This is a genomic window from Mesorhizobium sp. BR1-1-2, from assembly GCF_020165435.1.
In the GTDB taxonomy this organism is placed as follows: domain Bacteria; phylum Pseudomonadota; class Alphaproteobacteria; order Rhizobiales; family Rhizobiaceae; genus Mesorhizobium.
The window spans coordinates 93,292-105,950 of the sequence record NZ_JAIUID010000005.1 but is presented as its reverse complement, the minus strand read 5'-3'; the positions used below and the strand labels follow the sequence as shown (position 1 = coordinate 105,950).

14 protein-coding genes are annotated in these 12,659 nt (G+C 64.6%); 6 read left to right on the top strand and 8 right to left on the bottom strand.

Translation table 11 applies throughout. The annotated features are described in order from the left end of the window. Positions 1-132: 132 nt before the first annotated feature. Positions 133-477 (bottom strand): hypothetical protein, encoded by a 345-nt coding sequence (locus LB551_RS13100; RefSeq protein WP_224659439.1) that lies wholly within the window; start codon positions 475-477, stop codon positions 133-135. An 87-nt stretch (positions 478-564) separates the two neighbouring features. Continuing rightward, positions 565-1,389, bottom strand: a complete 825-nt coding sequence (gene pcaD, locus LB551_RS13095; RefSeq protein WP_224659438.1) for a 3-oxoadipate enol-lactonase — start codon at positions 1,387-1,389, stop codon at positions 565-567. Positions 1,390-1,518: 129 nt separating this feature from the next. Between pcaD and LB551_RS13090 the strand changes: the two genes are divergently transcribed. Further along, a complete protein-coding gene (locus LB551_RS13090) occupies positions 1,519-3,180 on the top strand; it encodes an alkaline phosphatase family protein (protein ID WP_224659437.1) in 1,662 nt (553 codons plus the stop codon). A gap of 202 nt (positions 3,181-3,382) precedes the next feature. Here LB551_RS13090 and LB551_RS13085 read toward each other — a convergent pair whose 3' ends face one another. The 6 genes from LB551_RS13085 to LB551_RS13060 all read right to left on the bottom strand — a co-directional run bounded on the left by LB551_RS13085 (position 3,383) and on the right by LB551_RS13060 (position 7,773). Then, a complete protein-coding gene (locus LB551_RS13085; protein ID WP_140551225.1) occupies positions 3,383-4,642 on the bottom strand; it encodes an ABC transporter substrate-binding protein in 1,260 nt (419 codons plus the stop codon). A 63-nt stretch (positions 4,643-4,705) separates the two neighbouring features. Further along, positions 4,706-5,137 (bottom strand): DUF4440 domain-containing protein, encoded by a 432-nt coding sequence (locus LB551_RS13080; RefSeq protein WP_224659436.1) that lies wholly within the window; start codon positions 5,135-5,137, stop codon positions 4,706-4,708. Beyond that, positions 5,134-6,189 carry an aldo/keto reductase gene (locus tag LB551_RS13075; RefSeq protein WP_224659435.1) on the bottom strand — a complete coding sequence of 352 codons (1,056 nt, stop codon included), beginning with the start codon at positions 6,187-6,189 and terminating at the stop codon, positions 5,134-5,136. The genes LB551_RS13080 and LB551_RS13075 overlap by 4 nt, the downstream gene beginning before the upstream one ends. Continuing rightward, positions 6,186-6,545, bottom strand: coding sequence for a TIGR04076 family protein (locus LB551_RS13070; protein ID WP_224659434.1), 360 nt, complete (start codon positions 6,543-6,545; stop codon positions 6,186-6,188). The genes LB551_RS13075 and LB551_RS13070 overlap by 4 nt, the downstream gene beginning before the upstream one ends. A gap of 1 nt (position 6,546) precedes the next feature. Then, on the bottom strand, positions 6,547-7,044 hold the full coding sequence (locus LB551_RS13065; protein WP_224659433.1) for a DUF3830 family protein: 498 nt from the start codon (positions 7,042-7,044) through the stop codon (positions 6,547-6,549). Beyond that, positions 7,045-7,773, bottom strand: coding sequence for a GntR family transcriptional regulator (locus LB551_RS13060; protein WP_224659432.1), 729 nt, complete (start codon positions 7,771-7,773; stop codon positions 7,045-7,047). A gap of 145 nt (positions 7,774-7,918) precedes the next feature. On the opposite strand from LB551_RS13060, the gene LB551_RS13055 reads away from it, so the two are divergent. Genes LB551_RS13055 through LB551_RS13035 form a run of 5 tightly spaced genes read left to right on the top strand, consistent with a single transcriptional unit; the run spans position 7,919 to position 12,657 of the window. Beyond that, positions 7,919-8,719, top strand: coding sequence for an ABC transporter ATP-binding protein (locus LB551_RS13055; protein ID WP_224659431.1), 801 nt, complete (start codon positions 7,919-7,921; stop codon positions 8,717-8,719). After that, positions 8,716-9,483 (top strand): ABC transporter ATP-binding protein, encoded by a 768-nt coding sequence (locus tag LB551_RS13050; protein ID WP_224659430.1) that lies wholly within the window; start codon positions 8,716-8,718, stop codon positions 9,481-9,483. Before LB551_RS13055 ends, LB551_RS13050 begins: the two co-directional genes overlap by 4 nt. Further along, positions 9,480-10,388: a branched-chain amino acid ABC transporter permease gene (locus LB551_RS13045; RefSeq protein ID WP_224659429.1), complete on the top strand. Its 909-nt coding sequence runs from the start codon at positions 9,480-9,482 to the stop codon at positions 10,386-10,388. Before LB551_RS13050 ends, LB551_RS13045 begins: the two co-directional genes overlap by 4 nt. Then, complete coding sequence (locus LB551_RS13040; protein ID WP_224659428.1) at positions 10,385-11,362, top strand: branched-chain amino acid ABC transporter permease; 978 nt, start codon at positions 10,385-10,387, stop codon at positions 11,360-11,362. Before LB551_RS13045 ends, LB551_RS13040 begins: the two co-directional genes overlap by 4 nt. After that, positions 11,359-12,657, top strand: a complete 1,299-nt coding sequence (locus tag LB551_RS13035) for an FAD-dependent oxidoreductase (RefSeq protein WP_318012731.1) — start codon at positions 11,359-11,361, stop codon at positions 12,655-12,657. Before LB551_RS13040 ends, LB551_RS13035 begins: the two co-directional genes overlap by 4 nt. Positions 12,658-12,659 lie beyond the last annotated feature (2 nt).

Genomic DNA, 12,659 nt, shown 5'->3' with positions numbered 1-12,659 from the left:
TCGCCCGTCGGTCCATCGCTCCAGCCGACACCAGTCATGCGGCCCTTGCCTGGAAGCAGCAATGCTCGACCGAACTTGTCCAGTCAAGTTTTGACGGTTCTCATACAACGCACAGTTATTACGCGCGTCAAATTATTTTTTACGCTTAAAAATACCGGAGCTTCGAAGCAACCCGAGGGAGATGGCCCCGAGTCGGGAGACGCTACACCGGCGCCAGAACCAGCGCCCCCGTCGTGCGACGGCTTCGATGATGCCGGCAGCCTCCATACCCGGCACGTCGGGCGGCTGCAGGAGATGCGCCGGGGGATGGAACTCGCAGCGCCATTCCTCGTCGGCTCGATCGGCCTCAATGCCAGCCTCGCCGGCATCGTCGTGCCCAACCTCGCCAATGGCTTCGGCATCTTCCTGATGCGCCAGTTCATTGCGGGCGTGCCCGACGATCTGATCGACGACGCACGCATGGACGGCGCATCCCAATTGCTGATCCTGTTCAAGCTCGTTGCGCCCAGCGTGGCGCCGTCCTGCTGCAGCGCTTCTTCGTCGATTCCATCGTCGGCTCGGCGATCAAGGGGTAGCCGCGCTCAAAGGTTTCTGCCCCGGAGGAAGCGACGCGACAAAATCGCGGATCAATGCGACCAGCGCCTCCGGCTGTTCGATGCAGGGAATATGGCCGGCGTTAGGGATGATCTCGAAGCGGGCGCCGGGGATCAGCGCTGTCAGCGAGCGGACGAGATCGGGCGGTGTCGAGCCGTCCTGGTCGCCGACGATACAGAGCGTGGGCACCGCGATGCGCCGCGCGGCCTCAGTGAGGTCGGCGTCGCGGACCGCCTTGCATGTCCCGATATAACCCGGCAGCGCTTGCCTGGTCAGCATGTTGCGGCAACCGGCAAGGTCGGCAGCGCGCGCGGCATGGAAATCCGGCGTGAACCATGCTTTCATCACGCCGTCGGCTATCGCCTCGATCCCATCGCGCTCGACGGTGGCGATGCGCGTGTTCCAGCTCTCGTCCGTGCCGATCTTGTGCGCCGTGTCGGACAGGATCAGAGCCTCCACGCAGCTGGGATGACGGGTATAGAGCCGCTGTGCGATCAAGCCGCCGACCGACAGGCCGAACAGCACGACCCTGCCGAGATCGAAATGATCGATGAGGCCCAGGAGGTCGTCGACATGATCATCGATCGACCGGATGCCGCCGCCGATGTCGGACAGTCCGTGGCCGCGCTTGTCGTAGACCAGCAGAGGCCTGTCACCGCTTAATTGCGAGATGACATCGTCCCAGATGCGCAAGTCGGTACCCAGGGAATTGATGAACACCACCGGCCGCGCGGTGCCGGTCGCCTCGATGTAACGATGGTGCAGCGCAAGGCCGCCAATGGTGACGAATGGCACGATTTCGACCCTCCGGCTCCCACAGTGCATGAGGCATTTGGTTCGGTAAAATGATATTTTGAGGCATCGTTGAAGGACATCGGCTGTTCTGGCACACCGGTCTTGCGAGACCACAATGACGGACAACCAATGACAGACCGCCGCAACGTCCTTTTCATCATGTGCGACCAGTTGCGCTTCGACTATCTGAGCTGCGCCGGACACAAGACCCTGCACACGCCGAACATCGACCGGCTGGCCAGCCGGGGGGTGCGCTTCACCAACGCCTATGTGCAATCGACCGTGTGCGGGCCCTCGCGCATGAGCGCCTATACAGGCCGCTATGTCCGCTCGCATGGATCGACGCATAACGGCGTGCCGCTCAGGGTCGGCGAGCCTACGCTCGGCGAGCATCTGCGCGAGATCGGCGTGCGCTGCGCGCTGATCGGCAAGACGCATATGAGGGCCGACGAGGAAGGCATGGAGCGCCTCGGCATCGACAAGACGTCCATCATCGGCGTGCGCGTCGCCGAATGCGGCTTCGAACCGTTCGAGCGCGATGACGGGCTGCATCCGTCATCCGCCTATGATCCTGATCCGGCCTACGACGCCTATCTGCGCGAGCACGGCTTCGACGCCGCCAATCCGTGGGAACACTGGGCCAATTCCGGTGAAGGTGAGAATGGCGAGAATTTCAACGGCTGGCTGCTCCTCCATGCCGACAAGCCGGCGCGCATCCCCGAGGAGCATTCGGAAACACCCTACATGACGCGCCGCGCCATGCGCTTCATCGAGGAGGCCGAGGCAAAGGGCGAGGCCTGGTGCGCGCATCTCTCCTATATCAAGCCGCACTGGCCCTACATCGTGCCGGCGCCCTATCACGACATGTACGGCAAGGCCGACATAAAGCCTGTCGTGCGCAGCGAAGCAGAACGCGTCTCGCCTCACCCGATCTTCGAAGCCTTCCAGCAGGAACGCTATTCCAGGAATTTCTCCCGCGACGAGGTCCGCGAAAGGGTCGTTCCCTGCTATATGGGCTTGATCAGGCAGATCGACGATCAGTTGGGCGGATTGTTCGAGTTCATGGAGGAGCGCGGCCTGTTCGACAACACGTTGATCGTGTTCACCTCCGACCACGGCGACTATCTCGGCGACCATTGGCTGGGCGAAAAATACCTGTTCCACGACGTCGCGGCCAAGGTACCGATGATCGTCTACGATCCGCGTCGGCAGGCCGACGCGACGCGCGGCACGACGTCGGAGGCGCTGGTGGAGATGATCGACCTCGTGCCTACCTTCCTCGACTTCTTCGGCGGCAAGGCGAAGCCGCACATTCTCGAAGGCCGATCGCTGCTGCCGCTGCTGGCCGGCCGGGACGTGAACTGGCGGCGCCACGCGGTGAGCGAGTACGACTATGGCGGCGATGCCGCGCGGCTGAAGCTCGCCATGCCAGTCGCCGGCTGCAAGCTCTACATGATCACCGACAGCCGCTTCAAACTGGTCCATGGCGAGGGCCTGGCGCCGATGTTCTTCGACCTGCACAGCGATCCGCACGAACTCAACGATCTCGGCACCGAAGCATCGGCGGCGGCCGACATCGAACGTTTGCGGCAGGCGCTGTTCCGCTGGCTGGCCCTGCCCAACAACCGCATCACCGCCGCCGACGAATGGCTGACGGGAAACGACGACAAGATGCGGCACTTCGATCCCTTGATCGAGCCCGGCGTGCTGATCGGCTACTGGGACGAGGCGGAACTCGCCGAACAGCGCGAAAGACGCAGGCGCTGGTTGTCACGCAAATCGGGAGAATGAGCCTGGATGCCGTTGCCGTGGCGGCATGGAGTTTATGCATGTCGCCGTGACCTCGGTTTTGGGAAAACAACATGCATAAAAACAAAGACCTAAAGCGCGTCGCATGAATCCGTTTCAACGCGACGCGCTTTAGACCGCAGGAGCGGCATTGCGAGCAATCCGGCATCGAGCGATCGATGCCGGACTGGAGAGAAGCGACGGCCTACTGGAGCTTCGCCTGCAGGGCATTGACGTCGTCGGTGGTCATTTCACCGTCGGTCGTCACCTTGCCGTCGACGATTTTCCACAAGCGGAACGGACCGGTGATGTCGCCATATTTGTCAAAGGCGACCGGTCCGATGACACCTTCGTAGCGGATCGGCTTGCCGTCCTTGATCAATCCGAGCGCCTTGGCGAACTCTTCCTTGCCGGCAAAGATCGGCGTGCCCGCCGGATCGACCGCCTTGTACATGGCGTCCTTGATCTTGGCCGGATCCTCTGAGCCGGCGATGGCGATTGCCAGGCCGACAATGGCGCCGGCATCATAGGAACGGTCGGCCGCGGGATTCGAAGGCTCGATGCCCGAGAACGCCTTGTAGTTCTTGGTGAAATAATCGGTGGAGGCGGTCGGGCTGGTGCCGGAGGAGGTGCCATAGGCCTCCTTGAGATAGTCGGCGCCGACGGACTCGATGAAATCAGGGCTGTTCATGCCGTCGTTGAGCAGAAATTTCTGGACGCCGCCCTGCGAAATCCAGGTACGGGCGACGGTGGCGCCGTCAACCGGCGTGCTGACGAGGTAAAGCCCGTCAGGCTCGCCGGCCATAGCCGCCGTGACTTCCGAGGCATAGCTCGACTGCTTCTCGTTGTAGGGCGTGTCGGAGACGACGGTGCCGCCGAGCGCTTTGTAGGCGCGCGAGAATTCGGCCACCATGTTGACGCCGAAATCATTGTTGACATGGATGATCGACAGCTTCTTGAAGCCCTTGTCGATGGCGTATTTGGCAGCGGCCACGCCTTGCAGCGCATCGGAGGTGATGGTGCGGAAGAAGATGCCGTTGGTCTTGCCATCGCGCCCGAGCGCGGTCAGCGTCGGCGAGGAGGACGCCGGCGAGACCTGGACGATCTTGGCCGGTGCGGTGACCGAGGTCAGGATCGGGATCGACACCGAGGAGATAATGCCGCCAATGATCACCGGCACTTTCTTGACCTGAACCAGCTGGGTCGCCGCATCGACGGCGATATTGCCCTGGCTCTGGCTGTCGCGCGTGTCGGTCACCAGATCGCAGCCGCGAACGCCGCCGGCGTCGTTGATGTCGCGGAAGGCCATCTCGACCGATTTTGCGCCGGCCTGGCCGTATTCACCGGCCGGTCCGGTCAATTCCATGACGAGGCCGACCGTGATCTTGCAGTCGGCGGCATGGGCCGCGCCGGCGAGCGTCACGAGAGCGAGCGCGGTGGTGAGTTGGAGTATCGTCTTTCTCATTGTTGTTCCCCTTGAGCTACACGAATTAAGTTACACGAACCAAATTTCACGTCTGGAGCCTGTTCAGCTTTCCGGCACCTGCAGCCAGGTTTCATGCAGATGTCGCCATTCGAGGCCGTTGGGCGCCGATGGATTGGTGGTGAAGAGCGCACTCGACTGACGGCGGCTGTGCTTGCCGCCCCGCAACTGCGCCTCGACATAGAGTACGACGATCGCGTCGCCGGTTTGCCAGCCCGGCCGGATGTCCTCGATCGAGATGGCGAAGCCTTCGTCGCAGGAAGCGCGGCTCGTGCGGACGTGGTCGACGACCGCATCGCGATCGAGGACCTTGCCGTCCGGCGTGACCATGGCCAAGCCTTCGCCCATGACGCGTTCGAAGCGGCTGAAATCGGCCTTGCCGGCGCGCGATGCGACGAACCAGTCGACGAAGAAGCGATGCAATTCGACGATCTCGGTGCTGGCCCGCGAAAACAGGCTTTCGATGGCGGTGCTCATGGCCGGGCCGCGTTGAGATTGTAGTGCATGATCGAGCCGTGGCGGCCGTGACGGTCGCGTTCCAGCGTGTAGACGTCGCCGAGGGGACCGCGGCTCTGGGCGATCACGGCGCCGATCTCTGCCCGGTCCTCGGTCCCGAGCGCCACATCCATGATTTTCGCATTGGCCAGCGCATGCGCCTGGTTGCGGGCGCCGACGATGACGGCCGCCACCTGCGGCTGCTCGAGCACCCAGGCGCTGGCGACGGTGGCGATGTCGACGCCGTGGCAATCGCCGATCCGCTTCAGCACATTGAGCAGGGATTGGAAGAGCTCCCAGCCGCCGAAGTCGTCGATGATCAGCTTATATTTGACCAGCGAGCGGTTTTCGAGCGGCATGTCCGGCTCGGCAGCACCGAGCCATTTCTCGCCGAGAAAGCCGCCGGCCACCGAACCGTAGCAGAGAAAGCTGACGCCGTTGCGTGCGGCGAGCGTGGCGAGGCTCGCCGCCGGGCGCTGGTCGAGGACGGAGTATTGCAGTTGCTGGCTGACGATTGGCACGCCCGCCGACAGGATCTCGCCGAGACGCTGCGTATCGAAATTGGTGGTGCCGACATTGCGCACCTTGCCTTCGAGCCGGAGCTCGTCGAGCCAGCCCATCGCGTCGACATAGCGAGGCACTGAATAGTCCCACCAGTGGAACTGCACGAGGTCGAGCCGCTCGGTCTTCAGCCGCCGCAGAGACTGGTCGACGATGCCTCTGATGTAATCGCGACTGATGCCGGCGAGCCGCTCGAGGTCCGGCACCAGCTTGGTGTGGACTCTCATCCTGGCGGCGGCATCGAGGCCACGTTCGTTGGCCAGACGCAGCCGCGCCGCTCCGATAAGCTCCTCAACGCCGGTGTAGATATCGGCGCAGTCATAGGTCCAGATGCCGGCGTCGAAAGTGGCGACCAGATCGGCCACTGCCTGCTGACGGTCGACCGCGCCGTGGCCGCCAGCCAATTGCCAGCCACCGCGAATGACGCGCGAGATGGTATAGCCGGGGCTGAGTTCGAAAGTCTTGGCGGTCATCTCTCTCCACTCTCCTTCGGCAGCGGCACCGCCGTGGTCTCGGCGTGGCTGAACCGCCGTTTGCCGGTCCTGACGATCCTGAGCCTGCTGGCGCAATTGGGATCGGGACAGGCGATCTCGGCATCCGAGGTCATCCAGTCATTGGCATGGGTGGGGCGTTGCTTCGCCGCCAGCAGCGGCAGCACGGCCGCTATGGAATAGATCGAGAATCCCTGGCCCGCCGGCATCGACAGCATCTCGCCCTTCAGCTCGAAATAGTCGCCGGGCCTGGCGCCGCAATAAACCGGCTTTCCTTCGGGGATGACGGCCTCGACGCGGAGGTCGAAAAGTTCGAAGCTGTCGTCGCGTTCAGCCATTTCAGCTCTCCAGCCGCGTGAAGGTGACATCGCAGGCGCCATTGCGGCGAATGATGCCGCAGGCAGAAGCGAACTGATCGCGTTCTTCGGGCAGTACCTGCGCAACGACGCTTCCCGCCAGCCAGCCGATCGGAAACAACAGGCGCGCGCCTTGCCCGTAGAACAGGCCGATGTCGAAGATCGCATGCGGGTTGCCGCCCCACATGCGCGGCGGCACGTAGGAAAGCACGATATCACCGGGCTGCGGCGTCAGCGTCGCGTTCTCCGCCGGCAAGGCTTGGGCAAAGGCCTCGCCCTTCAGATGTGTCGTGGGGATCGGACAGGAGATTTCCGGGCCGGTCCACATGGCATGAATGCCCGCGACGACGCGCGGCTCGGCCAGGTAAGACCACAGGAACGCGGCGTTCTCGGGTGCTTTTTCCGGCAGCAACTGCGCCGTCACCGACAGCTCGGAACGCGGCTCGGTGATCCTGATGGCGCGTCTGGTCATATCGGTCATTCACTCCGCCTTCGCCGTCAACTTCAGCTTGTCGCGCAGGAAAGCGAAGGGACGGCTGATGTCGGCCACCAGCGCCTCGCGCGCGGCCTGGGCGTCCTGCGCGGCAAGCGCGGCGACGATGCTGCGATGATAGTGAGCGGTGTCGACCTCGCCGGCCTCGGAAAAGGCATAGATCGCAACGCGGATGCATGGCCCCGACTGCAGCCAGAGGCTCTCGATCATCGGGATCAGGACGGCGGAACCGCAGGCGCGATAGATCTCGAAATGAAAACTCTGGTTGAGCGTCACCTCGCGATCGACATCCTTCTTGTGCTTCAGCGCCCGCATCTCATCCCATTCACCGAGAATGGTTTCGATGGTGGCGATCTGGCGCGGATCCATACGCGTGGCGGCAAGCGCGATCGCCTCGCCTTCGATCAGGGCACGGGCGCGCAGGAGGTCGTCGATGCGTTCCAGCGTGATCGGCGGCACCCGCACCGACCGGTTGGGAAGCGCTTCCAGCGCCTTTTCCGTGATTAGCCGCCCGAGCGCCTCGCGCACCGGCATGGTGGACGTGACCAGCGCATCGGCAAGGCCGCGTATGGTCAGAACCTGGCTCGGTTCGAACAGACCGCCGATGAGCGCCCGGCGCAATTCGGAATAGACGCGGTCCTGCACCGTCTCGCGGCCGACCGGCGCGAGTTGCGCGGCGATGACCTCGTTGTTGCGCTCGACAGCAGCCCTTTGCATGGCGTTCCCGATCTCGGCCTTTTCGTCGGCCTGGCCTGTTTTCGGCTTGCGGAGAAAATTAAAGCTGATTAGCGTGATCAAAGCAAGTGTGATCACAAATCAAAAAATCAGAAAGCGGCAAAGATCGCTTCGGCCAGAGGGCTTGATGAACGACACGGCGAAACGGCATGGGACGGAGACCCAGGCGCCGGTTCTGGCAGCGAAGAACGTCGTGCGGCGTTTCGGCGGCCTCGTCGCCGTCAACAACGTCTCGTTCGAGGTCCGCCCGGGCGAGATCCTCGGCCTGATCGGCCCCAACGGCGCCGGCAAGACGACGATGTTCGACCTGCTTGCCGGCAGCATCCTGCCGACAAGCGGCGAGATCCGTCTCAACGGGGCGCTCGTCTCCGGCGAAGCAGCGCATCTGCGCATTGGCCGGGGTCTCGGGCGCACCTTCCAAATTCCGCGGCCCTTGCCCAATCTCACGCTGATCGAAAACGTCATGCTCGCCGCGCAAGGTCAGGCCGGAGAGCGGCTGCTCGCCAATTTCCTGATTCCGTGGCGGGTCGCCGCCGAAGAGAGGGCAGCCGCCGAGAAGGCCGCCGAACTGCTTGAACTGGTGTCGCTCACCCGGCTGGCGCACGAGCCGGCGCGGGTGCTTTCCGGCGGCCAGCGCAAACTGCTCGAACTTGCCCGTGTGATGATGGCCGACCCGGCCATCATCCTGCTCGACGAGCCCGCGGCCGGAGTCAACGCCACGCTGCTCGAAGTCATCATCGACCGCATCCGTGACATCAACAAAAGCGGCATCACCTTTCTTCTGATCGAGCACAACATCGACATGGTGACGCGGCTCTGCCATCGCGTCCTGGTGATGGCCGGCGGCGAGCTTCTGTGCGAGGGCACGGCCGACGAAGTGGCGCGCGATCCTCGCGTCATCGAGGCTTATCTCGGGGGCACGGCATGAGCGGGACCGTGCTTGACGTCCGCAACCTCGAAGCCGGTTACGAACCCGGCGTGCCGATCGTGCGCGGCGCCTCGATCACGGTGAGGAAGGGTGAAATCGTCGTTGTCCTCGGCCCCAACGGTGCCGGCAAGTCGAGCCTGATCAAGGCAATTGCCGGTCTCGTCCCGGTCACCGGCGGTACGGTCCTCCTCGACGGCAAGAATATCACCGCCGCACCGGCCCACACCATGGTGCGGCTTGGGCTCGCCTTCGTGCCACAGACGGAGAACGTATTTCCACTGATGTCGGTCGACGACAATCTCAGGGTCGCCTGCGGCATCATCGAGCGCCGCGAGGTTCCCGCCCGCATCGACGAGATGTACGCGACCTTCCCGGACCTTGCGCGCCAGCGCCGCATCGCCGCCGGCAATCTGTCGGGCGGGCAGCGCCAGATGCTGGCCGTGGCGCGGGCGCTGATCGTCCATCCCAAGGTGCTGGTGCTGGACGAGCCGTCGGCCGGCCTGTCGCCGAAATTCGTCTCGATGGTGTTCGAGATGCTGGCCGGCATCCGCAAGTCAGGCGTCACCATCCTGCTGGTCGAACAGAACGCCAAGGCGGCGCTCGCCATCGGCGATCGCGCCTATGTGCTGGTCGAAGGCAAGGACCGGCACGAGGGCATTGCCTCTGAACTGTGGAGCGATCCGGTGGTCGCCGAACTCTATCTTGGCCAGCGCCCGAACAGCGCCGGCAAGGCCGCGCCTTCAGGCAAGGGAAGTGCGGCATGAACCTGCAATTCATCGTCGACGGATTGCTGACGGGCTCGATGATCGGCCTCGGCGCCATCGGCGTGACGCTCACCTATTCGATCCTGCGCTTTTCGAACTTCGCCCATGGCGACTTCATGGCCTGGGGCACCTATGCGACGCTGGCCGTCGTCGGCGCCATCGGCGCGACGGTCGGCAAGGTGGCGCCGATCTCCCCGTTTTCCTTTGGCTGGCCGCTCATCGTCGCGCTGGTTGTCGGCATGGCATTCACCGCCCTGCTGGCGCTGCTGCTGGACAAGGTGCTGTTCGCGCGGCTGCGCTCTCAGGGCCAGGCCATCATCGTGGTGATGGCAAGCTTCGGCGCCTCGATGGCGCTGCGCAGCCTGCTCGAGTTCACCTTCACCTCACGGCCGACCTATTTCAGCCGCGCCATCCAGATCGCCATGCCGGTCGGCTTCGGCATCCGCATCACGCCGGACCAGATCGCGCTTTTGCTGCTGACGGCGGTTCTGGTGCTGGGTGTGCATCTGTTGATGACGCGCACCCAGACCGGCCGTTCCATGCAGGCCCTGAGCCAGAATGCGGCACTTGCCCGCATCGTCGGCATCGACGTCGCCAAGGTGGTGCGTGTCACCTGGATCATCGGCGCAGCGCTTGCCTGCGTCGCCGGCGTGATGATCGGCATCCTGGTGCAGATCCGCCCCTTCATGGGTTTCGACATGCTGCTGCCGATGTTCGCCGCGGCCATTCTCGGCGGCATCGGCAGCATCCCCGGCGCCGTGCTCGGCGGGCTGATCATCGGGCTTGCTGAAGCGGGCGCCGTGCAGTTGATCGGCGCCGAATGGCGCGCCGCCGTCTCCTTCATCATCTTGATGGCGGTGCTGTTCGTGCGGCCGATCGGCCTTTTCGGAGTTCGGGAAAGATGATCGACCTCATCGGCTACGGCGCATTCTTCCTGACCACGGCGCTGATCTTCTCGCTGGTCACGCTGGGGCTCAATCTGCAATGGGGGCTGACCGGGCTCTTCAATGTCGGGCTCGCCGGCTTCGTCGCCATCGGCGCCTACACCTCGGCGCTGCTGACGACGCCGGACGATGCCGCGCGTCTCGGCGGCTTCGGCCTGCCGATCCTGGCCGGCTGGCTCGGCGCCATGGTCGTCGGCGGCATCGCCGCGGCACTGACGGGCATCGCCACGCTGCGGCTCAGATCCGACTATCTGGCCATCACCACCTTCGGCGTCGCCGTCGTCGTGCAACTGGTCGCGCTCAATGCTCAGAGACTAACCGGCGGTCCGTTCGGCATTGGTTTCATCCCGCGCCCTTTCGGCAGCCTCGCCGAGACGCCGCTGCTGTTCAACCTGTCGAACCTTGCCGTCGTCTCAGCAGTCACGCTGGTCGCCTATCTGGCGCTGGAGCACCTGTCTCGCAGCCCGTGGGGCCGGGTGCTGAAGGCGCTTCGGGAGGACGAGCGGGCGGCGATCTCTCTCGGCAAGAGCGCGCGCTTCTACCGTGTCCAGGCCTTCGCCGTCGGCGGCACCATCATGGCGCTTGCGGGCGCCTTGCAGGCGCATTTCACCGGCTTCATCGCGCCGGACAATTACCTGCCGATCCTGACGTTCCAGGTCTGGGTGATGCTCATCGTCGGCGGCTCGGGCAGCAATCCCGGCGCCGTCATCGGCAGCATCTTGGTCTGGGGGATCTGGGCCGGATCGGGCACGCTGACCAGTGCGCTGTTCCCGCCGGAGCAACAGGCGCGCGCCGCATCCCTGCAGATCGTCGCAATCGGCGTCATGCTGTGCATCATCCTCCTTGTCCGCCCCAACGGCCTGTTCGGGGAACGGCCGCGCCGGGCACGGCTCGGCAAGCGGGCGAAGGTTGCCGCCCGCGAGAGCGGGTCGTGACCGCAATGGGCCGGCAGGAAGCGCTTTCGCTGTGGCATGCGGTCAGCCGTGAGACCCGCCTCCGCCCGGCGCTGGAAGGCGAGATTGACGTCGACCTTGCCATCGTCGGCGGCGGCTTCACTGCCCTTTCGACGGCCTTGCATGCGGCGGCCAGAGGTCTTTCGGTCGCCGTTCTCGAGGCCGAAACCATCGCCTGGGGCGCTACCGGCAGGAACGCCGGCTTCGTCGTGCCCAACTTCGCCAAAATGGATCCGAATGCGATAAAAGCCCATCTCGGACCCGCGCGCGGCGAGAGGCTGATCGATTTCGCCGCCGGCAGCGCCGATCTGGTCTTCGGCCTGATCAGGCGGCACGGCATCGAGTGCGACGCGGTGCAGAGCGGATGGATCCAGCCCGCGCATTCCCCCGCCGCGCTCGAGAAGGTCAAATCACGCGCAGGGCAATGGGCGCAGCGCGGCCGGCCGGCCGTCGTCTTGGACCGCCAAGAAGTCGAGGCGCTGACCGGCGCGCGCGGCTATGCCGGCGGCTGGATGGACCGCTCCGGCGGCGTGCTCAATCCGGTCGCCTATGCGCGCGGCCTGGCCGAGGTGGCGGAAAAAGCCGGCGCGCGCCTGTTCGAGCACACGCGCGTCGCCGCGATCGACCCCATCGCGGACGGCTGGTCGCTGAAGACGCAAATGGGTTCGGTGCGCACCGGAAAGGTGCTGATCGCCACCAATGCCTATGGCGGACAGCTCAATCCGGGGCTTCGGAAAAGTTATTTCCCGCTGAAGATCTTCCAGATCGCGACGGCGCCGCTGCCGCGCGAGGTGCGCAGCCGCCTGTTGCCCGGCGGGCAAGGCGTCGGCGACACGAGACGCAATCTCTTCACCTACCGCTTCGATGCCGAGAACAGGCTGATCAGCGGCGGCATGCATGTCTTCGGCCTCGGTGCCGACCGACGCCTGCCGCAGACGATCCGGCGGCGGCTGGCCCGGCATCTCGAGCTCCCGGACCTGCCGCCACTCGCTTATGGCTGGTCGGGGATGGCAGCGGTCGAACCCGATTTCCTGCCCCACCTCATCGATCTCGGACCGGGGCTGATCGCCGGTCGCGCCTGCAACGGTCGCGGGATCGCCATGACCACGGCCATGGGCAAGGTGCTTGCGGATTGGGCTGGAGGAACCGACGCCCGCGATCTGCCGCTGCCCTTTGCGCCGCCGTCGCCGATGCCGTTCCACAGCCTGCTGCGCTTTGCGCCGAACGCGCTGCTGCCGTGGAGCATGCTTCGCGACCGGCTGGACAAGACCGGATAGGC